The organism is Streptomyces sp. Z423-1 (genome assembly GCF_013009255.1).
GTDB lineage: Bacteria > Actinomycetota > Actinomycetes > Streptomycetales > Streptomycetaceae > Streptomyces > Streptomyces gossypiisoli.
Map to the genome: position 1 here is coordinate 488996 of NZ_CP053109.1, position 21832 is coordinate 510827.

Annotated in this window: 18 protein-coding genes; 11 read left to right on the forward strand and 7 right to left on the reverse strand. The window is 72.4% G+C overall.

The window, feature by feature from the left end; all coding sequences use genetic code 11:
- Position 1 precedes the first annotated feature (1 nt).
- The 3 genes from HJD23_RS02280 (at position 2) to HJD23_RS02290 (ending at position 4161) form a co-directional block, all read left to right on the forward strand.
- Complete coding sequence (locus tag HJD23_RS02280; RefSeq protein ID WP_171114983.1) at positions 2–2818, forward strand: NHLP bacteriocin export ABC transporter permease/ATPase subunit; 2817 nt, start codon at positions 2–4, stop codon at positions 2816–2818.
- A gap of 106 nt (positions 2819–2924) precedes the next feature.
- Entirely contained in the window at positions 2925–3932 is a 1008-nt protein-coding gene (locus HJD23_RS02285) for a Ppx/GppA family phosphatase (RefSeq protein WP_171114980.1), read from the forward strand.
- 28 nt (positions 3933–3960) lie between these two features.
- Complete coding sequence (locus HJD23_RS02290; RefSeq protein ID WP_171114978.1) at positions 3961–4161, forward strand: hypothetical protein; 201 nt, start codon at positions 3961–3963, stop codon at positions 4159–4161.
- A 46-nt stretch (positions 4162–4207) separates the two neighbouring features.
- On the opposite strand, the gene HJD23_RS02295 is transcribed toward HJD23_RS02290, so the two are convergent.
- The gene (locus HJD23_RS02295; protein ID WP_171114976.1) at positions 4208–4816 is read right to left on the reverse strand and encodes a flavodoxin family protein; all 609 of its coding nucleotides are present in this window, start codon (positions 4814–4816) and stop codon (positions 4208–4210) included.
- A 76-nt stretch (positions 4817–4892) separates the two neighbouring features.
- Between HJD23_RS02295 and HJD23_RS02300 the strand changes: the two genes are divergently transcribed.
- The 3 genes from HJD23_RS02300 to HJD23_RS02310 are packed head-to-tail and all read left to right on the forward strand — an operon-like array spanning position 4893 to position 6774.
- Positions 4893–5906, forward strand: a complete 1014-nt coding sequence (locus HJD23_RS02300; RefSeq protein ID WP_171114973.1) for an iron-containing redox enzyme family protein — start codon at positions 4893–4895, stop codon at positions 5904–5906.
- Positions 5907–6581 (forward strand): HemK2/MTQ2 family protein methyltransferase, encoded by a 675-nt coding sequence (locus HJD23_RS02305; RefSeq protein WP_171114971.1) that lies wholly within the window; start codon positions 5907–5909, stop codon positions 6579–6581.
- On the forward strand, positions 6562–6774 hold the full coding sequence (locus tag HJD23_RS02310; protein WP_171114969.1) for a CDGSH iron-sulfur domain-containing protein: 213 nt from the start codon (positions 6562–6564) through the stop codon (positions 6772–6774). The genes HJD23_RS02305 and HJD23_RS02310 overlap by 20 nt, the downstream gene beginning before the upstream one ends.
- A gap of 137 nt (positions 6775–6911) precedes the next feature.
- Here the strand turns inward: HJD23_RS02310 and HJD23_RS02315 are convergent, their stop codons facing one another.
- Positions 6912–7346: a protease inhibitor gene (locus tag HJD23_RS02315; protein WP_171114967.1), complete on the reverse strand. Its 435-nt coding sequence runs from the start codon at positions 7344–7346 to the stop codon at positions 6912–6914.
- 325 nt (positions 7347–7671) lie between these two features.
- Here HJD23_RS02315 and HJD23_RS02320 point away from each other — a divergent pair, with 325 nt between their 5' ends.
- The 3 genes from HJD23_RS02320 (at position 7672) to HJD23_RS02330 (ending at position 10323) form a co-directional block, all read left to right on the forward strand.
- Positions 7672–8226, forward strand: coding sequence for a hypothetical protein (locus HJD23_RS02320; protein ID WP_171114966.1), 555 nt, complete (start codon positions 7672–7674; stop codon positions 8224–8226).
- 100 nt (positions 8227–8326) lie between these two features.
- On the forward strand, positions 8327–9022 hold the full coding sequence (locus HJD23_RS02325; RefSeq protein ID WP_171114964.1) for an alpha/beta hydrolase: 696 nt from the start codon (positions 8327–8329) through the stop codon (positions 9020–9022).
- A 131-nt stretch (positions 9023–9153) separates the two neighbouring features.
- The gene (locus HJD23_RS02330) at positions 9154–10323 is read left to right on the forward strand and encodes an alpha-hydroxy-acid oxidizing protein (protein WP_171114962.1); all 1170 of its coding nucleotides are present in this window, start codon (positions 9154–9156) and stop codon (positions 10321–10323) included.
- A 117-nt stretch (positions 10324–10440) separates the two neighbouring features.
- Here the strand turns inward: HJD23_RS02330 and HJD23_RS02335 are convergent, their stop codons facing one another.
- The 5 genes from HJD23_RS02335 to HJD23_RS02355 form a co-directional block, all read right to left on the reverse strand.
- A complete protein-coding gene (locus HJD23_RS02335) occupies positions 10441–12054 on the reverse strand; it encodes an RICIN domain-containing protein (RefSeq protein WP_171114959.1) in 1614 nt (537 codons plus the stop codon).
- Between the two features lie 312 nt (positions 12055–12366).
- Positions 12367–12744, reverse strand: a complete 378-nt coding sequence (locus tag HJD23_RS02340) for a toxin Doc (protein ID WP_171114958.1) — start codon at positions 12742–12744, stop codon at positions 12367–12369.
- A 3-nt stretch (positions 12745–12747) separates the two neighbouring features.
- A complete protein-coding gene (locus tag HJD23_RS02345) occupies positions 12748–12993 on the reverse strand; it encodes a hypothetical protein (protein ID WP_171114956.1) in 246 nt (81 codons plus the stop codon).
- Between the two features lie 153 nt (positions 12994–13146).
- Positions 13147–15378, reverse strand: coding sequence for a glycoside hydrolase family 9 protein (locus tag HJD23_RS02350; RefSeq protein WP_171114954.1), 2232 nt, complete (start codon positions 15376–15378; stop codon positions 13147–13149).
- Positions 15379–15528: 150 nt separating this feature from the next.
- Positions 15529–18627, reverse strand: coding sequence for a glycoside hydrolase family 2 TIM barrel-domain containing protein (locus HJD23_RS02355; RefSeq protein ID WP_171114952.1), 3099 nt, complete (start codon positions 18625–18627; stop codon positions 15529–15531).
- A 256-nt stretch (positions 18628–18883) separates the two neighbouring features.
- On the opposite strand from HJD23_RS02355, the gene HJD23_RS02360 reads away from it, so the two are divergent.
- Together HJD23_RS02360 and HJD23_RS02365 are read left to right on the forward strand one after the other, a co-directional pair.
- A complete protein-coding gene (locus tag HJD23_RS02360) occupies positions 18884–21256 on the forward strand; it encodes a SpoIIE family protein phosphatase (RefSeq protein WP_171118879.1) in 2373 nt (790 codons plus the stop codon).
- A 190-nt stretch (positions 21257–21446) separates the two neighbouring features.
- Positions 21447–21689 carry a DUF4232 domain-containing protein gene (locus HJD23_RS02365; RefSeq protein ID WP_171114950.1) on the forward strand — a complete coding sequence of 81 codons (243 nt, stop codon included), beginning with the start codon at positions 21447–21449 and terminating at the stop codon, positions 21687–21689.
- Positions 21690–21832: the final 143 nt, after the last annotated feature.

Genomic DNA, 21832 nt, shown 5'->3' on the forward strand with positions numbered 1-21832 from the left:
GATGACGACCGTGCACGGCGACGACTACGTCCTCGGCGCCCTCGGCCCGGTGGGCACGCCCATCGACTGCGCCGGGTTCAGCCGTCTGGACCTGGAGGGGCCGCAGGTGCTGTGGCTGGTCGCGGCGGGCGCCCTCGACCTGTTCGCGGTGGACGCCGCCCAGCAGGGCCACTGGCACCACCTCGGCCGCTTGGAGGCGGGCTCGCTGCTGCTCGGCCCCGTCGCGGGCCCGCAGCACACGCTGATCGCCCGCCCGGTCCGGGACTGCGTGGTGCACCGCATCGGCCTGCGCGAGCTGTACCAGCCCGCGCAGACCCAGACGTGGTCGTACGACGAGTACGGCAACCCCCAGTACGTGCCGCCCACGACGAGCCCGCTGGAGTACGCCCTCGCGCTCGGCGTCGGCCGCGGCCTGTCGATCCTCTTCCAGGCACCGACGGCCGGTGAGCGGGCCGCCGAGATGACCGACGACGACGTGTTCTGGATGCAGGTGCCGCCCGGCAGCGTCCAGTACGGCTCGCTCTACGGCGCGGAGGCGGCCGCCGACCTGCTGATGGACCCGGCGGTCTGGCAGAGCATGGTCGACCAGCAGTACCGCCTGCTGACCACGCTGGACCGCTGGATCGAGCAGCTGGAGCGCACCCACGAGACCCGTACGGCCGCCGGTATCAAGGCCGGGGAGCAGGTGCGCGCGCAGGCCGACCGGACGCTGCTCGCGGCGATCGGCAAGCCGTCGGGCAAGCGCACCACCGCCGCCGACGCGGACGCCACGTACGCGGTGTGCAAGCTCGTCGCCGGGGCGGCCGGGATCGTCCTCGCCGACCCCGGGCACGGCGGCGCCGAGAGCGACCGTCTCGACCCGGTCGAGCGCATCGCCCTCGCCTCGCGCGTCCGTACCCGCGCGGTGCGGCTGGACGGCAGCTGGTGGCGCGACAACGTGGGCCCGCTGGTGGGCCACCGGGCCCTGTCGGGGGCGCCGGTCGCGCTGCTGTGGCGGCGTGGCGGCTATGTGGCGGTGCATCCGGCGACCGGACGCGAGACGCCGATCGAGAAGGCCAACGCGCCGGAGTTCGAGCCGCGCGCGGTGATGTTCTACCGGCCGCTGCCGGAACGCCCGCTGGGTCCGCTCGGGCTGCTGCGCTTCTGCGTGCGGGGCACGCGCGGGGATGTGACCGGGCTGGTGCTCAGCGGGCTGGTGACGGTGGCGATCGGCGCGCTGGTGCCCATCGCGACCGGCAAGGTGCTCGGCGAGTTCGTGCCGAAGGCGCAGGCGGGGCTGATCGCGCAGGTCTGTCTGGCGGTGATGGTCAGCAGTGTCGTGGCGGCGGCCTTCATGCTGCTGCAGAACATGACCATCCTGCGCCTGGAGGGCCGTATCGAGGCGACGCTCCAGCCGGCGGTGTGGGACCGGCTGCTCAGGCTCCCGACGAAGTTCTTCACCGGCCGCTCCACGGGTGAGCTGGCCAGCGCGGCCATGGGCATCAGCGCGATCCGCAGGCTGCTCGCGGGAGTGGGGCCGACCGTCGCCCAGTCCGTCACCGTCGGTGCGATGAACCTGGGGCTGCTGCTGTGGTTCAGCGTCCCGATGGCGCTGGCCGCGATGGGCATGCTCGTCGTCATCGCCGGTGTCTTCCTCGGGCTGGGGCTGTGGCAGGTGCGCTGGCAGCGGCGCCTGACGGTGCTCACCAACAAGCTGAACAACCAGGCCTTCCAGACCTTGCGCGGCCTGCCCAAGCTGCGGGTGGCGGCGGCCGAGAACTACGCCTACGCCGCCTGGGCGAGCGAGTTCGCACGCAGCCGTGAGCTCCAGCAGCGCCTCGGCCGGATCAAGAACCTCACCACCGTGCTCGGCGCGGTCTATCTGCCGCTCTGCTCGCTGCTGATGTTCATGCTGCTAGCGGGCCCGGCGCGCGGCTCGATGTCCGCCGCCGCCTTCCTCGCCTTCAACACCTCGGTGACGATGCTGCTCACCTCGGTCACGCAGATCACGGGCGCGTTCGTGTCGCTGGTGGCCGCGCTGCCGCTGTACGAGCAGATCAAGCCGGTGCTGCGGGCGACGCCGGAGGTGCGCACGGCCAGCACCCGGCCGGGCCCGCTGACCGGGGCGGTGGAGGCGCGGCGGCTGTCCTTCCGGTACTCCGACGACGGGCCGCTGGTCCTGGACGACGTGTCGTTCGAGGTGCGGCCTGGTGAGTTCGTGGCGATCGTCGGGCCGTCCGGCTGCGGCAAGTCGACGCTGCTGCGGCTGCTGATCGGCTTCGACAAGCCGGTTTCCGGGAGTGTGCTGTACGACGGTCAGGATTTGGCCGCGCTCGACCAGTCGGCGGTACGGCGGCAGTGCGGGGTGGTGCTCCAGCACGCGCAGCCGTTCACCGGCTCGATCCTGGACGTCATCTGCGGCACCGAGCCGTACACGCCGGAGGAGGCGATGGCGGCGGCCGAGATGGCGGGCCTCGCCGAGGACATCGAGCGCATGCCCATGGGCCTGCACACGATCGTCGCGGGCAACGGGGCGATCTCCGGCGGCCAGCGGCAGCGGCTGATGATCGCGCAGGCGCTGATCCGCCGGCCGCGCATCCTCTTCTTCGACGAGGCGACCAGCGCCCTCGACAACGAGACCCAGCGGAAGGTCATCGAGAGCACCAAGGCCCTCAACGCCACCAGGATCGTCATCGCCCACCGCCTGTCGACGGTGCTGGACGCCGACCGCGTGATCGTGATGGAGGACGGCAAGGTCGCCCAGCAGGGGCCGCCGGCACAGCTGCTCGCGGACACCGGCGGGCGGCTGCACGAACTGGTGCGGCGGCAGTTGGCGTAGTCGGTCCTTGCCGGGGGGGCGGCCCCTCCGGCGCATTGGCGCACTTCGGGCGGCGCACGGATGTGGAGACCGTTGGAGTGCGGCGCAACCGGGTACCCGCCAGGCCATGCGAATCAGCGTGGTGGATGTGGGTTCGAACACGGTCCGGCTGGTGGTGGCGGACGCGGAGGGCGGAGTACCGCTGCCGGTGCACACCGCCAAGTGGCGGCTGCGCCTGGCCGAGCACATCAAGCCCGGGGGCGCGATCCCCGAGGATGCCATAGAACGGCTGGTGGAGGCGGTCGCCGAGGCGAGCCGTACGTCGGCCCGGTGGGGTGCGGCGGGCCCGCTGGGCTTCGCCACGGCGGTGGTGCGCAGCGCCCCGAACCGTCTGGAGGCGCTGCACACCGTCCGGGCCCGGACCGGAGTGGAGCTGTGCACCCTGGCCGGCGAGGTGGAGGCCGAGCTGACGTTCCTCGCCGCGCGGCGCTGGATGGGCTGGCAGTCCGGACCGCTGGCCCTGCTGGACATCGGCGGCGGCTCGCTGGAGGTGGCCTTCGGGCGGGGGCGGTTGCCGGACTTCGTGGCCTCGCTTCCGCTCGGCGCGGGACGGCTGACCCACGAGTTCTTCGCGGACCGGGATCCGCCGTCGCCGGAGCAGGTACGGGCGCTGCGCCGCAAGGTCCGGCACCAGCTGCGGGACGTCGGCTCGCGGATCCGCTGGGAGGGGCCGCGGTCGGCGGTGGTCACCTCACGGACCTTCCAGCAGCTGGGGCGGTTGTGCGGTGCCGCGCCGGGGCGGTACGGGCCCTTCGTCGAGCGGCGGCTGCGGCGCGCCGACCTGAGGGCGGCGATCACCCGGCTCGCCGCACTCCCCGCCGCCGAGCGGGCGCTGCTGCCGGGGATCTCCGCGCCGCGCGCCGGGCAGAGCCTGGCCGGCGCGGTGATCGGGCACACGGCGATGAAGGTGACCGGGCTGAAGACGGTCACCGTGTGCCCGTGGGCGATCCGTGAGGGCGTCCTGCTGCGGCACATCGAGGAGGGCGCGGCCTGGTGGGCGGAGGTCTGCCGGCTCAGCGAGGAGGCCGCGCCGCCGGACCCGGTACCGCTGCGGATCGCGTCCGCCACGTCCTGACGTCCCAACGTCCCTGGAAGGAGCCACCGTGAGCAAGAGCGACCAGAACGGCAAGCACGGCAAGCACCCCGAGGAGCACGCCGAAACCGCCCGCGAGAAGGTCCTGCGCGAGATCCGGGACGCCAAGCCGCGCGCCGCGCAGTCCCCGGAGGAATCCGGGCGCCGGGGCGAGGCCGGGGACGCGATCACGCCCAACACGGAGGCGCAGGAGCAGTCGCAGGGAGACTGACGGACGGCTCCGGGGCGGCGACCGCCAGGCCGCCCCCCGGGTCGCCTCACCCGGGCGGCGCCCCCACCGGCCGTGCGGCCAGCGCGCGGGCCACCGCCGTCAGGTTGGCCGCCATCGCGCGGCCCGTGCGGTGGGACCAGTCCCGGCCGCGTTCGTCGTCGAGATAGTCGGGGCCGGGGCCCGGGCCGAGGTGCCAGTAGGTCCAGGCCTGGCCGGGGATCGTGTAGCCGATGTCGGCGAGCGCGCCGGAGATCTCGCTGATGACGTGGTGCGCGCCGTCCTCGTTGCCGGTGACGACCACCCCGGCGACCCGGTTGTAGGCGACGGGCCTGCCCTCGTCGTCGGTCTCGGACAGCATCGCGTCCATCCGCTCCAGCACCCGCTGGGCGACGGACGACGGCCGGCCGAGCCAGGTCGGCGAGGCGACGACCAGGATCCGGGACTGGAGCAGCCTGTCGTGGACGCCCGGCCAGGCGTCGCCCTCGCGCACCGGCTCGCTCGTCACGCCCGGCGCGATGTCCAGGTCGACGGCACGCAGCACCTCGACCTCCACGCCGTCCTTCTCCAGCTGCTCGACGACGACCCGGGCCAGCGCCTCGGTGTTCGAGGGCTCCGGGGACGGCTTGAGCGTGCAGTTGATCACTAGTGCCTTCATGGGGCTCAGGGGTACCCGCGCAGCCGGGTGCCAGTCGGGTGGGAGGCCCGCTGTCACCCGGGGTACTCGCTCCCGCATGACGCACGACCATCACGAACCACGGCTGCCGTCCGCCCGCGGCCCGCTGTCCGCCGCGGTCATGGAGTATCTGCGGGGTACGGGTCCGCTGCCCGGCAACGAGGAGATCGCGGGCGCGGGCGCGTACGGCGACGACCTCCAGCTCGCCCTCTACCTCTGCTACGAGCTCCACTACCGAGGCTTCGCGGGCGTGCCCGAGGACCGCGAGTGGGACCCCGGCCTGCTGCGCACCCGCGCCGCGCTGGAGGACCGCTTCCTGACCGCCCTGCGCGCCGACACGCCGGTGCACGACGGCGTCGAGGACGCCCTCGCGGAGATCCTCGTCGAACCGGTCGACGGCACCGGCGTCACCCACTTTCTGCGCGACAAGGGCGAGCTGTGGCAGTTGCGCGAGTACGCGGCCCAGCGCTCCCTGTACCACCTCAAGGAGGCGGATCCGCACGCGTGGGTGCTGCCCCGGCTGTGGGGCAGGGCGAAGGCGGCGATGGCGGCGGTGGAGTTCGACGAGTTCGGCGGCGGCCGCGCCGACCGGGTCCACGCCCGCCTGTTCGCCGACCTGATGGCGGACCTGGGCCTGGACACGACGTACGGGCACTACCTCGACGGGGCCTGCGCCGAGGCCCTCACCACGGTGAACCTCATGTCCCTGTTCGGCCTGCACCGCTCCCTGCGCGGCGCCCTGGTGGGCCACTTCGCCGCCGTGGAGGTCACCTCGTCACCGGGTTCCCGGCGGCTCGCCGAGGCCATGCGCCGGACCGGGGCCGGACCGGCCGCCGAGCACTTCTACGACGAGCACGTGGAGGCCGACGCCGTGCACGAGCAGGTCGTCCGGCACGACGTCATCGGCGGTCTGCTGGCCCAGGAGCCGTGGCTCGCCCGCGACATCGCCTTCGGTATCGACGCCACGGGGTATGTCGAGGACCGCCTCGCCGAGCGCCTGCTCACCGGCTGGCGGGCGGGGAAGTCTTCGATGCGCACCCCGCTCCCATCCGAAACCTCCCATATTTCCTGAATGCCGGGGTACCTGGGCGGGGTGAGCCCTCTTGTGCCGCCCGGCGTCTACACACCCCAGGAAGACACCGCCCTCCTGGCCGAGGCCCTGTCCGAGGAGCCGCTCCGGCCGGGTGCGGACGTGCTCGACGTGGGCACCGGCACCGGCGCGCTGGCGCTGTACGCCGCGCGGCGCGGGATGCGGGTGACGGCCGTCGACGTGTCGTGGCGGGCGGTGGGCGCGGCCCGGATCAACGCCTGGCTGTCCGGGGTGCGGGTCCGCGTCCGGCACGGGAACCTCTTCGACCCCGTGCGCGGACAGACGTTCGACCTGATGCTGGCCAACCCGCCGTACATGCCCGCGCCGGACGGGGGCTCGACGCCGCGCGGTATGGCCCGGGCCTGGGACGCGGGCCGCGACGGCCGGCTGGTCCTGGACCGGATCTGCCGGGAGGCGCCCGCCCTGCTGCGCCCGGGCGGAGTCCTGCTGATCGTCCACTCGGCCGTCAGCGGACCCGAGCGGACCCTGGAGCTGCTGCGCGCGGCGGGCCTGAAGTCGAGCGTGATCCGTCGTCGCCGGATCGCCTTCGGTCCCGTACTGCGGGAGCGACAGGGCTGGCTGCGGGAGCGGGGGCTGCTGTCCGCCGCTGAGGACAAGGAAGAGCTGGTGGTCGTCCGTGCCGAACTGCCCGTCTGACGCCCCGCGCCGGATCACCGTCCGGCGCCGTGGCCCTCTGCTGGTGGAGGGCCCGGTGGAAGTGGAACTGGAGGACGGTACGACCGTTTCCTCCGACCGCTTCCGGGTCGCGCTGTGCACCTGCCGGCGCAGCCGCCGCTACCCCTGGTGCGATACCAGCCACCGGGACCGGGCGCAGCGGTCCGACGAGTGATCCCAGGGGTCGGCGGGCGGCCCCACTCCGCCCTGCCGACCCCTGGGGCGAGACCCCAGGGTCCCCGTGACGACGGCCCGCACTCCCCAACTGCGGGTCGCTCGCGGCATTCACGGGGACCCTGCGATCCCGGTCCCTCAGAACGCGAAGACGCTCGTCCCGTACGAGTTCTTCACGCACTCGTTGCCGAAGGTGCGCTCATAGGAGACGTACTGGCCCTGCCAGACCCCGTCGACCCGGACGACCACGGGGTCGTACTGCCGGGTGCACCACACGCCGGTCCTGCTCTCCAGGGCGTCGAAGTTCCCGTCGACGCCGCGCAGTTCGGCACAGGCCGCGGCGGCGTTCGGGTGCGTCCCGGAAGCCGTCGGGGCGCAGTTCAGCGTCACCGCGCGCTCGGGGGTGACGGTGGCCGAGCTCTCTCCGTGGCCCGTGGTGAGCACCAGGGCGGACGGGGCGTAGAGCGAGGCCGGGGTGGCGGCGGGGGCGGCGTGCGCGGCTCCGGTCAGGGGTCCGCAGACGGCGGTGGCCGTGAGGCCGAGGGTCGCTGCCCAGCGCGCGGGGTTCCGCATTGTGTGCATCCTTCCGCTCGATTGCATGAGTCGCCGGACCGGCTTGTGGTCGGTGCCCGACCGGCGAGCGCGAGTCTGCCGAGTCCGGCGCCGAAACTCACCTCCACCCCATGTGTTTCAGTAACATTGCGTATTGAAACAGTGGCGTGAAGTCACGGAATTCGAACGTTACAACCGGCCGGAGACGCGGCCCTTGATCGCCCCGCGTGGCCGAATGGCTGGATCCCTGCGGTTCTTTAATCGGCCTGAAACATTCCGGATGCGCCGTGAGCGTAGTCCGTTTTGACCACTTGTGTTCATGTGCGGGCCGCGTAATCGTCATTACATGATTACGACAGAGCAGCAACACAAACTGCGGGGCTGGTTCGCCGGCCGGCTGCCCGACGACCTCTTCGAGGAACTGACCGAGGTGACGGTCGACCGCGAGGAGATCACCGTGATCGGCCGTATCCCCGAACCCCGGCTGGCGGAGGACGCCTCGGCGGGTGAGCGGGAGGCGGCCGTACAGGGGCGGATCGAGGAGTTCCGGGAACGCACCCGGGAGGACCGGATCGAGGTGGCCCGCGAGGCCGAGCACCGGTTCCGCCGGAAGGTGTCCTGGGGCGTGGAGTGCGGCGGGCGGCGGGCGCTGTTCACGCACGTCGCGGCGCCGGTGATGACCCGGCTGCGGCAGCCCGAACGCCAGGTCCTGGACACCCTGATCGCCGGTGGTGTCGCCCGCAGCCGCAGCGACGCGCTCGCCTGGTGCGTGCGCCTGGTCCAGCGCCACGCCGACGACTGGCTGACCGAACTGCGGGACTCCCTCGAACACGTCCACCGCGTGCGGGCGCAGGGACCCGACGCCGAGCCCCCGCGGGAGACCGCCAAGGACGGAGAGTGATCGACGACGGTGCCCGACTGATCCCCTGACGCCGGGCACCCTTTGATCCTGGGACCCCTGCCGCCCGGCGATTGTCAGTGCCGCGCGCTACGTTGCCGCCATGACCGAATTCGTGCTTGTGGCAGGTGCGTGGCTGGGCGCGTGGGTGTGGGACGAGGTGGCGGCGGAGCTGCGTGGGGCCGGGCACGGGGTGCATCCGCTGACCCTGTCCGGTCTCGCCGAGAAGCGGGGCGTGCCGGCCGGGCAGCAGACCCACGTCCAGGACATCGTCGACGAGGTCGAGCGCCGGGACCTGCGGGATGTCGTGCTCGTCGGGCACAGTTACTCCGGTGTGCCGGTCGGCCAGGCCGCCGAGCGGATCGGCGACCGGCTGGCCCGGGTGGTGTTCGTGGACGCCATCGTTCCCGTCGACGGGGAGACCTTCCTGTCGGGGTGGCCGAGCGATCCCGTGCGGGCGGCGATCGAGAAGCACGGCGGCTTCTGGCCGCCGCTCACCGCCGACGACTGCGCGGGCCAGGACCTGACGGACGACCAGATCGCCCGGCTCCTGCGGGACTCGACGCCGCATCCCGGCGCGACGCTCATCGAACCGGCGGTCCTGACCCGCTCCCTGGCCGAGCTGCCGACGACCTACATCAAGTGCCTGCTCGACGGTGAGGAACCCCTGGACGCGGTGCGGGAGTTGCTCGGCAGTGAGCGCTGGGAGCTGGTGCGGATGGACACCGGGCACTGGCCGATGTTCTCCCGGCCGCGCGAACTGGCGGAAATCCTGCACCGGTCGGTCGCGAGAGAGTGAGGGTTCGCGCTCGCCGCGGACAGAGCGCCGGGTCGTCAAGGACCGAGCCGCACACCGCTGGACGGACCTGCCCTTACTCGCCAGTATCGTCGGGACGACGCGGCTCGACGGCGAGAGGCGGGGACCTGGCGATGGCGAAGCACTGGGCCGACTTCCAGTACGAGATCTATCTGAACGGGATGACGGGAGCCGTACCCCGGCTGCCCACCGATCTGACCCGGCTGGAGGAGCTGACCGCGCAGCGGCTCGGCCCCGGACCCGTCGGCTACGTCGCGGGCAGCGCCGGTGACGGCAGCACGGCCCGCGCCAACCGGGCGGCCCTGCGACGCCGCCGGATCGTGCCGCGGATGCTGCGGGACGTGCACGAGCGGGACCTGTCGGTCGAGGTACTGGGACGTGCGCTGCCCGCGCCGCTGGCGCTGGCGCCGGTCGGAGTGCTGTCGATCATGCATCCGGACGCGGAGTGCGCCGCCGCCCGGGCGGCCGCCGCGCAGGGCGTGCCGTATGTGCTGTCGTCGGCGTCCAGCACGCCCATCGAGCAGGTCGCGGAGGCGATGGGCGACGCCGAGCGCTGGTTCCAGCTGTACTGGGCCAAGGACCGCGAGGTGACCCGGAGTTTCCTCAACCGGGCGAAGGCGGCCGGGTTCAGCGTCCTGGTCGTCACGCTGGACACACCGCTGCTCGCCTGGCGGCCGCGCGACCTGGACCAGGCGTATCTGCCGTTCCTGCACGGGGTGGGCACCGCCAACTACTTCTCGGACCCGGCGTTCCGGGCGGGCCTCGCGAAGCCGGTGCACGAGGATCCGAACGCGGCGGTGATGCACTTCGTCGGCATGTTCGCCGACCCCGCCAAGACCTGGCCGGACCTGTCGTTCCTGCGGGAGAACTGGGACGGCCCGATCGTCCTGAAGGGCGTGGTGCACCCGGACGACGCCCGGCAGGCCGTCGACGCCGGTATGGACGGCGTGGTGGTGTCCAACCACGGCGGCCGTCAGGTGGCCGGTGCCATGGCGGCCGCCGACGCGCTGCCGGGCGTGGTGGCGGCGGTCGGCGACCGGCTGACGGTGCTGTTCGACAGCGGGGTGCGCACCGGGGACGACGTCTTCAAGGCGCTCGCGCTCGGCGCGCGGGCGGTCCTGGTCGGACGGCCGTACGTCTACGGTCTCGCGCTCGACGGTCAGGCGGGCGTGGAGCACGTGATCCGCTGCCTGCTCGCCGAACTCGACCTCACCCTCGCCCTGTCGGGCCACGCCACACCCGCGACCGTCGGCGCGGCGGACCTCGTGGAGGATCCCGCCTGACGGCCGTAGAAGAGGCAAAGCCCGAAGGCCGCAAAAGCGGCCGCAAAAAGGCGAACCCTGGCCGACACGGAACGCCGGCCAGGGCCACGGGCACCCAACTGCGCCCGCCGGTCGCCGCTAGGACCTGTTCCCCAGCGCCGCCTGCCGCGCCGACGGGTCGCCCGTCTCCGCGACCGACAGGGAGCCCGCCTCGGCCGGCTGGGGGTCGGTCAGCCACCGCTGGGCGTCGGATCCGTCGCGCACCTTGACGACGATGTCGGCGCCCGGGTCCCCGGTCGTGGTGGCGAGCGCTAGCTGCTCGTCCCAGCGGGGCAGCAGCTCGCCCCGGACGGTGAGGTCGTACCGCACGTCGTCGGCGCGCTCGTCGTCCCCGTCGGCGCATGTGCCGAGGATGACGACACCGGCGTCCGCGTGCGAGTCCAGGCACAGCCCGGGGTCGGCCACGCTGCGCAGCAGCCCGTCGTTCTCGTACATCCACTGCTGGCTCGGTTCGGACGAGCACGCCGCCAGTACGGCCCCGGCCCCCGCCTCCGCCTCGTCGCGGATGTCGAGGCACAGCTCGTTCGCGGCGTTGCGCAGCCGGGTCTGCCGGGGCGCGGTGGGGAGTTGGGCGGTGCCGGGGGGCGTGGGCTGCGCCTGGGTGCCGGTGCCGGGTGCCGTGCCGGTGCCGTCGGTGGCGCCCGCGGAGGCCGTGGGGTCGGTCTCACCGTCGTAGGACGACAGGCTGGTGGCGAGGACGGTGCCGAGCAGGGCGGCGCCGGCGATGCCCACGCCCGTGCGCAGCGCCCGGGAGGAGCGCCCGGTCACTTTGGGGAAGCGGGCCAGGACGCGGTGGCGTGCGGCGCTGCGGGCGCGGGCGGAGTGCCGGGCGGCGGCACGGGTGCGCGATCGGTGCTGGGTGCGGCCGGGCCGGGAGTCGAGATAGCGGCGGCTGCCCCAGCCGAGCACGGCCTCGGCGAGCAGGACGTCCAGCGCGCCCTCGAAATGGCTGAGCTGTTCGGCGGCGTCCCGGCAGTAGCGGCACTCCGCCAGATGCTGCTGGACGTCCGGCAGCAGGGCGCCGCCGCGGCGGATCGGGACATCGAGGAGGCGGTTGTAGAAGCCGCAGTCCTTGGACGGCGCGAGTTGCAGATGGGCCCGTACACAGCCCTCGCGGAATTTGTCCCGGGCCTGTTCCAGGGTGGCCGACGCGGTGTCGGTGTCCATGCCGAGCAGAGCGGCGGGGAAGGTGATCGGTTCCGCCTCGACCTCGCTGTGCCACAGCAGAGTGCGGGCCGCCCCCGGAAGGCCCTGGAATGCGCGCTCTGCCAGCTTGCGGTTATCCGGCGTCATGGACTTCGCGGCCCGCATACCGCGCCCCCCGGCCGGTTTCTGCAACTCCGGCAGTGCCCCCGCTATTCGCTCCTCGGCCGACCACAGCCGGACGATGTCCCGCACGGTCACCAGCAGCCGCGGCCGCAGCACATCGCCCGGCTCCCCGAGGGTGAGGCGGTCGAAGACCTGATGGAAGGCCGCCGCGGTGACCATGGACGCGACGCTCGCCGAGGAGGCGAGGCAGATCACCGCGTAGTCGTACGCCGGCTGCCAGTGCCGGGCGATCAGCAGGGCCGTGGAATGGGCGACTTCGGCGTCCGGGGCGCCGGTCAGCCGGGCGGCGAGGGCGGCGTCGGATTCGCCCGGATCACCGCCGGACGGCGGGTAATGAGGACGAGGGGGGTGGGGGGTGGGCACTGAGCGGATTCCTTCCCACGCAAGGTGACACAAAGAGTTCTGCCCGCCGAAAAGGGAAGCCGGGATGAACCGGATTGGTATATACCTTTTGGCGGGTGCGAGGGGCGTGAATTGTGCGCGTGAGCCCGGCCATTACACCCCCCGCCGGATGGTTCACCCTTGCACAGCTCACTCTGGGCCAACAAGGCACTTGAGCAACATCAGCGCCACTGACAGAAAGTCAATCGGGCCGGAACTCAGGCCCCGTGCTACGCCATTCGTTATTCCGGGCGCCCCGTGCGAATGTCCTGCACTCGAACAGACGGCCACGCATCAGATCTGCCAGGACCGCAGCCGGTCCGCCGCCCCGTACACGTCCGTCTTGCCGTCGATCAGGTCCCGGGTGAGGTCCACGAGGGCGCCGTAGGGCGGGTCGATGCCGACGCCGCTGACGAACATGTAGGCCACGGCGGTCGCGCAGGCGAAGCGGGCGTTGGCCGAGGGCAGCGGCTTGAGCAGGGCGAGGGTGTGCAGCAGGGCGGCGGCCCGCCAGGCGGGGTCGGAGTTCACACCGAGGCGGGGCGGGTCGACCCGGTGCCGGGCGACGGCGGCGACCAGCGCGGAGAAGTCGTTGATCGTCGGCTGGTCCGGAAGGACCTCCTCGTGCCGCTGCAGGAGCCAGGGCACGTCGATATGCAGGACGGGTGCCATCGGTCAGGCGACCCGCCCCTCGCCGCCGACGGACGGTTCGTCGTCGGGGAAGGCGGCCGCGAACTCGTCGGCATGGGCGGAGAAGAACCGGCGGAAGGCCTCGGCGCCCTCCTGCAACGCCCGGTGCCGGGCTATGTCGGCCGCGGCCGCCTCCCGCACGAGGGCCTTCATCGACGTACCGCGCTCCTTGGCGATCTGCCGCAGGTCCTCCAGCTCACGATCACTGAACTCCACGTTGAGGGCTGGCATGCCGATACGGTACCGCCAGGGTACTTACTCGTAAATAGCCCCAGCTCAGAGGGGTCAGGAGACGGTACCGGACGGCCAGGGGGCGCTCAGAATGCGAGAGAGGTACGTCACGTTGAGCACCCCCGAGGTCACATCCGGACCGGTCGGCGGATCTCAGCCCTGGTCCGCCACGAAGGACGCCATCCGGGCCAGTGCGGCGTTCCAGTTGATCGTCAACTCGTTGGTCGACCAGGACTGGATGTCGTCGATGTAGCAGAACTGGCCGACGCAGCCGGTGAGTTTGCTCTGCGCGTAGGGGTCCTGAATGCTGGAGTTCGGGCCGCCGGCGAGCGTGCCCCGCGGCGGGTTCGGCAGGCCGGGGTCGAGCTGACGGGCGTACCAGCGGCTGTGCTGGTTCTGCGCGCTGACCTCGCCGTAGCCGGTGACGTACGAGAGGTTCAGGGCGTTGCGGCCGAGCACGTAGTCCATGCTCTGCAGCGCGCCGTCGCGGTACTTGGCGGCGCCGGTCAGGTCGTAGGCGGTGGCGATGATCACCGCGTTGTTGAGGACCTGGTGGGTGGAGCCCCAGTCGTAGAGGTTGCCGTCGGGGGCGTAGGGCATGCCGTACGGCTGTGCCTTCAGCGTGGCCAGATAGCGGTCGGCGCCCTTGATCACCGACCGGCGGACCTTGTCCCGTCCGGGGAGCCGGTTCGGCACGGTCGCGAGGTCGAGGCGGCCCGCGGCGGCCGTCCGGGCCCAGTCGAAGCCGAGGGGGCCGAAGATGTCGGCGGTGTGCACGGGCGAGGCGAGGATGTGCCGTTCGAACTGCCGCTCCCCGGTGGTGAGATACAGCTCGGCCGCGGCCCAGTAGAACTCGTCGGTCGCGTCACTGTCGGGGTAGGCGCCACCGCCGATGCCGTCGTTCGGGTCGGCGTACATCGCGGGGTGCGCGAGGGCCGCCGTCCAGGCCTTGCGCGCCGCCTTGAGCGCCCGCGCCGCGAACGCGCGGTCGTAGGGCCGGTACAGCCGGGCCGCCTGCGCGGCCGTCGCCGCCAGGTTGAGGGTCGCCTGTGTGGACGGCGGGTGCAGCTCGCGCTTCTGCGGATCGTCGCTGGGCAGCAGCGGCAGGCCCGTCCACTGCTCGTCGTGCATCTTGTGGTGCGCCATCCCGGCCAGCGGGCGCCCGTCCGGCACCTGCATCTTCAGCAGGAACTCCAGCTCCCAGCGGACCTCGTCGAGGATGTCCGGCACCTTGTTGCCGCTCTCCGGGATGGCGAGGGTGCCGTCACGGAGCGTGCCGGGGTGTGCGGTGCGGGCGTGCAGGGCGCGTTCGTAGGTGCTGAGCAGCTCCCATGCCGAGATGCCGCCGTTGACGACGTACTTGCCGTGATCGCCCGCGTCGTACCAGCCGCCGGTGACGTCGAGCGTGTAGTCGCACACGCCCGGCTGGCAGGGCACGTTCGCGTCGCCCTGGTTGGGCGCGACGCCCACGTGTCCGGCGGGGCGACCGTAGCCGGGGCGCAGATCGTCGCGGATCTCGATGCCGCTGCGCTGCGTGTAGTAGAACTTCAGCGCGTCCAGCCGCAGCCGCTCGTACACGCGCGCGTCGATGTCGAACGGCCGACTGGTCTCCCCGTCCGCGACCAGCGTGAGGCCCTCGCCGCGGGCCCGGTAGGAGCCGAAGTCGATGGAGTGGACGTTCTGCCCGGAGGAGACGTCGACACCGCGCGGCACGGTCCGCCCCTGGGCCAGCACCGCGCCCCCGGCGTTCCTCAGCTGCCAGGGCAGCGCCTCGGTCGCGTCGGTGACGAGGGTGGCGTTCTTCGGCCCGGCGGGCAGATAGGCGACCTGGTTGACCCGGACCCGCGGCCCGGTGTCGGGTTCGTACGGCTCCGGCGGCACCCCGCCGAGCAGCGACACGTCGTCCATGCAGAAGCGCCAGTCCTGCGCTCCCCCGCCGAGCTGGAAGGCGACCTGGCCCTGCGTGGTGTCGACGGGCGAGGTGAAGGTGTAGGCGTACGCGTCACCGGAGACGCTCAGCTGCGGCTTCACCTCGAACCAGGTGTCGTACGGCGCCTCGGACAGCCCCACGATCGCGCGCACGGCGTTCCCGGCGGGCGCGCCGGACGCGGTGAAGGAGAAGCGGTACGACTCCCCCTTCACCAGGGTGAGGTCGTTCTGGCCGACGGCCGCGTCCCAGGGGTTGGCGGTGCCGCCGGGCACGTCCGCGCAGAGCCGGCCCTCGGACAGGCCGGCGGTGACGTTGCTGGTCCACCACGGGTCGGTGGTGGTGTCGAAGGTGCCGTTCCTGACCTGCTCCACCTCGTCGGCCTCGGCGGGCAGTGCGGTGAGGGCCGTTCCCAGCAGGGCCGTCAGGGACAGCAGGGCGGTTCTGCGACGTTTCACGTCGGGGCTCCTCGGGGTGCGTGTGGCGCCCCCTGTGATGGGAGCGCTCCCAAGTTGCGGACGTCCGCCATGCTTGTGCGAAAGGTGACACCCCGTCAACGGTCCGGACGGAACTGCTGCTTTTGCGTCCGGACCGTTGGCGTACGTCGCTCAACCGGCCGGGACCTCCAGCTTGCCGATGCGCACCGCGCCGCGGGCCTCGCCCGGGTACCGGCTGGTGAGGGTGAGCCGCAGCCGGGAGCCGCGGACCGGCGCGAAGGTGATGACCGTCGGCGTGTCGGAGGCGGTGGCCCACTCGACGGACGCGTCCTCGACCGGCACGTACCGGCGGCCGTCCCACACCTCGGCCTCGACGGCCGCGGGCAGGCTGTGTGTCGCGTCCGTGGTGAACCAGACCTCCGCCCGGTCGAAGGTCCGCGCCCGCCCCCAGTCCACCGACACCCAGTCCTGCGCCCGGGCCCCGTCGAAGGCGGGCAGCAGGGCGGTGGCCGCCTTGTGGAAGCCGTTGGACCAGCCGGTGGCCGGGTCGCCGTCGAGCATGGCGGCGGGCAGCGTGTCGGGTCGGCCGGAGTAACTGGCGTCGGCGTGGGGGTAGTTCGGCGCGGGCGGGTAGTCGGGCGCGAACCGAGGCGCGGGGGTGGTCGCGGCCGACCGGGCGGCCGTCGTGCGCACGGTCACGGTGCCGGTGCGCAGGCCCTTGACGCGGGCGGTCACCTTCAGGGGGCCGGGCCTGCTGCCGGAGCGGACGATGGCGAGTGCCTTGCCGTGGAAGGCGGTCCGGGTGCTCGCCTGGTAGCGCTCGGCGCTCTCCTGGCGGCCGTTGTCGAGTCCGGCGAGGGAGCCGCCGCTGACGTCGATGGCGATGAGGTGCTCGGCGTCGGGCACCACGACACCGCGGGCGTCGACGATCTCGGCGGTCACGAAGACCAGCGAACGCCCGTCCGCCGCCAGGGACGTGCGATCGGCGGTGAGGCGCACGGCGTGCGGGGCTCCGGCCGTGCGCAGCACGTCCGTGGCAACCACCCGGCCGTCGCTGCGGGCCACCGCCTTCAGCATCCCCGGCTCGAAGGGCACCCGCCAGGTGAGGTGCAGCTTGCCCGCGCTGCCGTTCGGGCTGGTGTAGCTGCCGGGGTAGGGGCCGTCGGTGAAGGTCTTGTCGTCGCCGGTGGCCTCGGTGGTCTCCAGGTAGGTCCGCCCGTCGGTGGTCTTCTTGGTGTCGAACCGCCGCACGCCCAGCGACCGGCCGTTCAGGAACAGCTCGACGGTGTCGACATTGGCGTACGCCCAGACCTCGACCGTCTCCCCCTTGGGGTGGTTCCAGCTCATCGGCAGCAGATGGACCATCGGCTCGCTCGTCCACTGGCTCCTGAACAGGTAGTACATGTCCTTCGGAAACCCGGCCGTGTCGACCGCGCCGAAGAAGGACGCCTTCACCGGGAAGACGTCGTACGGCGTGGGCTCACCGATGTAGTCGATGCCCGACCACAGGAACTGGCCCGTGAACCACTTCCGGTCCCGGTCCTTCTTGTGCCCGTACTCGCCGCTCATGGTCCAGGAGGCGAGGTTGTTGTCGTACGAGGAGGTGGCGCGCCTGCCCGGCGTGTAGTTCTCGCCGGTGTTGAGCCGCTCGGGCTCCTGGTACGTGCCGCGCGTCGAGGTCTCCGACGACGACTCGGACTCGAAGAGGAACAGGTGCGGGTAGGCCGCGTGCAGGGCGTCGACGGACTTGGCGGTGTTGTAGTTGAGGCCGAGGCCGTCCAGCTTGGCCAGCATCAGGTCGGCGGCCGAGCCCTTCGCGGGCAGACGGCGGTACTTGTCGGAGCCGATGACGACCGGGCGGGTGTCGTCGGCGGCCTTGATGGCGGCGATGATCCGGTCGGCCATGGCGAGCCCGGCGGTGGAGGTGGAGTCGGGGACCTCGTTGCCGATGGACCACATGATCACGGCGGGTGAGTTGCGGGCCGCGCGGACCATCTCGGTGGCGTCCCGTTCGCACCACTCGTCGAAGAACCGGCCGTAGTCGTAGCGGTTCTTGCCCCTCCGCCAGCAGTCGAAGGCCTCGACCTGGAGCACGATGCCCAGCTCCTCGCAGACCCGGATCACTTCCGGCGAGGGCGGGTTGTGGGAGGTGCGCAGGGCGTTGACGCCCATGGACTTCATGATGGTCAGCTGTCGCCGGACGGCGTCGATGTGGGTCGCCGCGCCGAGCGCGCCCAGGTCGTGGTGGAGGTCGACGCCCTTGAGCTTGGTGTAGGTGCCGTTGAGGTGGAAGCCCTCGTCGGGGTCGCAGCGGAAGGTGCGGATGCCGAAGGGGGTGCGGTAGGTGTCGGTGGTCTCGCCGTCGACGCGCAGCTCGGTGACCAGGGTGTAGCGGTGGTGCGGGGTGGCGAAGTCCCACAACTCGGGCCGCTCGACGGTCAGTTCGTGGGTCTCCGTCGCGCTGTCGGTGACGTCGACCGTGGAGCTGGTCCGGGCGACCGTGCGGCCGTCGGGGCCGGTGATGCGGGAGCTGATCTCGACGGGTCGCGCGCCGCCGGAGGCGTTCAAGACGTCCGTGCGCACCCGTACCCGGGCGCGCTGCTCGGTGACCTGGGGTGTGGTGACGTACGTGCCCCAGCGCGGCACGTGCACGGGTTCGGTGACGACGAGGCGGGCCTCGCGGTAGATGCCGCTGCCGGAGTACCAGCGGCTGCTGGGGAGTTGGTTGTGCACCTTCACGGCGAGGACGTTCTCGGTGGTGCCGTCGGTGTGCACCAGGTCGGTGAGGTCGAAGGCGAAGCCGGTGTAGCCGTAGGGGTGGCGGCCGAGTTCGCGGCCGTTGCAGTAGACGTACGCGTCCATGTAGACGCCGTCGAACTCCACCGCGATCCGCTTGCCGGCGTAGCCGGGCGGGAGGGTGAAGGCGAGGCGGTACCAGCCGAGGCCGCCGGGGAAGAAGCCGGTGCCGCTGGTGGTGCCGTGGTCGGTGGTCGGGGTCTGCTCGATGCTCCAGTCGTGCGGTACGGCGACCTCGCGCCACGCCGAGTCGTCGTACGCGGGGTCGGCGGCGTCGGCGTAGGCGCCCGTCGGGTCGGTGGTGCCGCCCGGGTCTACCAGCGCGAAACGCCAGCCGTCGCGCAGGGGGACGTCACGGCGGCCGGGGGCGTGCCCGGCGTCGTCGGCGGCCCGGGCACTCGGGGTACCCACCAGCGCGCCGGCGGCCGGGGCGGCCGTACCGGCGATCAAAACCGATCTGCGCGTGACCGTCATGGCGGCTCTCCCTCATCAGGGCCCAGAAGTACTCACAACTGATCGCGAACAAACAGATTCTGACGGTGTGCCACGCACGCCCGTCAAGGGTGCGGTGAGGTCCTTCTGTCCCGTGGGTCACATCGGCCGGATCCGCCTCTTGACCGGTGCGCCGGACGGCCCCGCGACCGGATTCGCGTCGGAGCGCGACGCATTAGGCTGGAACCGAAGTGACTCGATTGTTCACTGTGCGTATATGCGCGATGGAGTGACGACGATGCCCCCGGAGTACCCGTTCGACGAGGCCGCCACGGCCCGGGCCGTCATCGACGCCGAGGGCCGGGTGACCGAGTGGGGCGAGGGGGCCCGGCGGCTGCTGGGCTGGACGGCCGACGAGGTCGTGGGGCGGTCCGCCGCGCGGCTGGTCCACGGCAGGGCGCCCGCGCTCCGGGGAACCCGCTGGAACGGAACGCTCACTTTGCGCCACCGCGACGGCCGTACGGTGTCCGTGTGGCTGCTCGCCCACCAGCGGCCGGGTCGGGGCGGCCGCGCCGGGGACTGGCTCGTCGTCACCCCGTTGGAGGACGCCCGGGCCCGCCCGGACGACGATCCGCTGGACCGGATCGAGCTCATCCAGTCCCCTTGCGCCGTCGCGATCTACGACGAGCGGCTCCGGCTGTACCGGATGAACGACGCCCTGGCCGCGGTGCTCGGACTGCCCGAGGAGCGGGTCCGGGGACTGCGCGTGACCGAGCTCAGCGGCCGGCTCCGGAGCGAGGAGATCGAGCAGCAACTGCGCCGTGTACTCACCACCGGCCAGGTGCACGACTTCAACACCTACGTCCCGGCCGCCGACGACGGCCGGACGACCGCCTGGCTGGGCCGGATGGCGCCGGTCACCGACGATGCGGGACAGGTGTGCGGGGTGTCCGTCGCCGTGCACGACGTCACCGACCAGTACCTGGCCCGCGAGCGGCTCCAGCTGGTCAACGAGGCGAGCGTCCGGATCGGCACCACCCTCGACGTCACCCGGACGGCGCAGGAGCTGGCGGACGTCTGCGTGCCCGGGCTCGCCGACTTCGTCAGCGTCGACCTGCTCGACCCTCGGGAGCCCACGGGTGAGCCCGCCGCCGGGCCGCTGACCGCGCCGATCACCCTGCGCCGGGCAGCCCACCAGTCGATCAATCCGGGCCCCGGGGCGGTGGTGAAGCCGGGCCGGCCGGACGTCTACCCCGCCGGCTCGCCGCAGGCCGACTCCCTGCTGGCCGGCCGGACCATCATCGCGGACACGGCGTCCGAGGCCCTCGCCCAGTGGCTGTCCTGGGACACGGCCCGGAAGGAGCAGGTGCGGAAGTACGCCATTCACTCCACGATGTCCGTGCCGATCCGGGCGCGCGGTACGACCCTGGGCGTCGCGGTGCTCACCCGGTTCCGCCGCCCTCACCCGTTCACGCCGGACGACCAGCTGCTGGCCGAGGAGATCACGGCACGCGCCGCCGTGTGCATGGACAACGCCCGCCGCTACTCCCGGGAGCGGGAGACCGCCCTCGCCCTGCAGCGCAGTCTGCTGCCGCAGTCGCTGCCGAGCACGGCCGCCGTTCAGGCGTGCTCGCGATACCTTCCGGCGGCGCGGGCCGGGGTCGGCGGCGACTGGTTCGACGTGATCCCGCTGTCGGGGATGCGGGTCGCGATGGTGGTCGGGGACGTCGTCGGCCACGGCATCCAGGCCTCCGCCACCATGGGGCGGCTGCGTACCGCCGTGCGCACGCTCGCCGACATCGACCTCGCGCCCGACGAGCTGCTCACCCACCTCGACGACCTGGTCCTGAGGCTGTCCGACGAGTCCGGCGCCGACGGCAGCGCCGGGGAGGTGGGCGCGACCTGTCTGTACGCCGTGTACGACCCGGTGTCCCGGCGCTGCACGCTCGCCCGGGCCGGGCATCCCTCGCCGCTGATGGTGCGGCCGGGCGGGACCGCGGAGGAGGTCGAGCTGCCCGCCGGGCCGCCGCTGGGGCTGGGCGGGCTGCCGTTCGAGGCGGCCGAGCTGTATCTGCCCGAGGGCACCGTGCTGTCCTTCTTCACCGACGGGCTGATCGAGTCCCGCGACCGGGACGTCGGCCTCGGCCACGAACTGCTGCACGAGGCCCTCTCACGGTCCTCCGCCTCCCTGGACGATACCTGCGACCGGATCCTGCGCCGGCTGCTGCCGACCGGCGGGGCCCGCGACGACGTGGCCCTGCTGCTGGCCCGCACCCGGGGGCTGCCCGCCTCGCAGGTCGCGACCTGGGACATCCCGGCCGATCCGGCGCTGGTCGCCCCGGTGCGCAAGCAGGTCGTCGACCAACTCGGCACCTGGGGACTGGAGGAGGCGGAGTTCACCACCGAGCTGGTGGTCAGCGAGCTGGTCACCAACGCCATCCGGTACGGCTCCCACCCCATCCGCCTCCGCCTGATCCACGACGCGACGACCCTGATCTGCGAGGTGTCCGACACCAGCCACACGGCTCCGCACCTGCGGCGCGCCAAGGCCTGGGACGAGGGCGGCCGCGGACTGCTCCTGGTCGCCCAGCTCACCCAGCGCTGGGGCAGCCGGCACACGACCGAGGGCAAGACGATCTGGGCGGAGCTGGCGTTGCTCCAGGAGCAGTGAAGGCCGCCACCAGTACGTACGCATCGGCGAACGTCCGGGAGTGTTGAGGTACATGACGTCCACGTCCCCGTCCGCGCATCCCTCCCCCTCGACGCGCCGAGGCCTCCGTCGGCCGCGTCAACCCGGGTGCCGGGCAACGCAACTACCCCGTCGTCCTGACCAACACCTCGTCCCGCACGTCACGTGCACCTTGTACGGCTACCCGGGCGCCGCCTTCGTCGACGCCTCCGGCACACAGCTCGGGCCCGACCCGGTGCGCGAGGGGGACGCGCCGTCCAGGGTCGTGCCGGCGCCGGGCGACAGCGCCTGGTCCGGCCTGTCGTACACCAGCCCCGAGATCACCGCGGTGCGATGGACGGGCGGCGAAGTCCCGGTGGCCGGGAACGAGTCGGAGGTTTCCCTCACGGTGCTGCGAGCGGGCACCGGACCCTGATCTCACCGAGAGAACATCGGCCCGAACCTGACGTACGCGGGATCGCCGGCGACGCTGCTGTGGCGGCGCATCGTGCGCCAGCACCGGCACCGCGTCGACGTGTGGCGACTCCCCCATCGCCCGGCCCGGGTCGCCCGAAGAGC

Bases quoted from the DNA above. Each gene is read 5' to 3' on its own strand.
- HJD23_RS02280 (WP_171114983.1), top strand. From the start codon at position 2: ATGACGACCGTGCACGGCGACGACTACGTCCTCGGCGCCCTCGGCCCG.
- HJD23_RS02285 (WP_171114980.1), top strand. From the start codon at position 2,925: ATGCGAATCAGCGTGGTGGATGTGGGTTCGAACACGGTCCGGCTGGTG.
- HJD23_RS02295 (WP_171114976.1), bottom strand. From the start codon at position 4,816: ATGAAGGCACTAGTGATCAACTGCACGCTCAAGCCGTCCCCGGAGCCC.
- HJD23_RS02300 (WP_171114973.1), top strand. From the start codon at position 4,893: ATGACGCACGACCATCACGAACCACGGCTGCCGTCCGCCCGCGGCCCG.
- HJD23_RS02305 (WP_171114971.1), top strand. From the start codon at position 5,907: ATGCCGGGGTACCTGGGCGGGGTGAGCCCTCTTGTGCCGCCCGGCGTC.
- HJD23_RS02315 (WP_171114967.1), bottom strand. From the start codon at position 7,346: ATGCGGAACCCCGCGCGCTGGGCAGCGACCCTCGGCCTCACGGCCACC.
- HJD23_RS02320 (WP_171114966.1), top strand. From the start codon at position 7,672: ATGATTACGACAGAGCAGCAACACAAACTGCGGGGCTGGTTCGCCGGC.
- HJD23_RS02325 (WP_171114964.1), top strand. From the start codon at position 8,327: ATGACCGAATTCGTGCTTGTGGCAGGTGCGTGGCTGGGCGCGTGGGTG.
- HJD23_RS02330 (WP_171114962.1), top strand. From the start codon at position 9,154: ATGGCGAAGCACTGGGCCGACTTCCAGTACGAGATCTATCTGAACGGG.
- HJD23_RS02340 (WP_171114958.1), bottom strand. From the start codon at position 12,744: ATGGCACCCGTCCTGCATATCGACGTGCCCTGGCTCCTGCAGCGGCAC.
- HJD23_RS02345 (WP_171114956.1), bottom strand. From the start codon at position 12,993: ATGCCAGCCCTCAACGTGGAGTTCAGTGATCGTGAGCTGGAGGACCTG.
- HJD23_RS02355 (WP_171114952.1), bottom strand. From the start codon at position 18,627: ATGACGGTCACGCGCAGATCGGTTTTGATCGCCGGTACGGCCGCCCCG.
- HJD23_RS02360 (WP_171118879.1), top strand. From the start codon at position 18,884: ATGCCCCCGGAGTACCCGTTCGACGAGGCCGCCACGGCCCGGGCCGTC.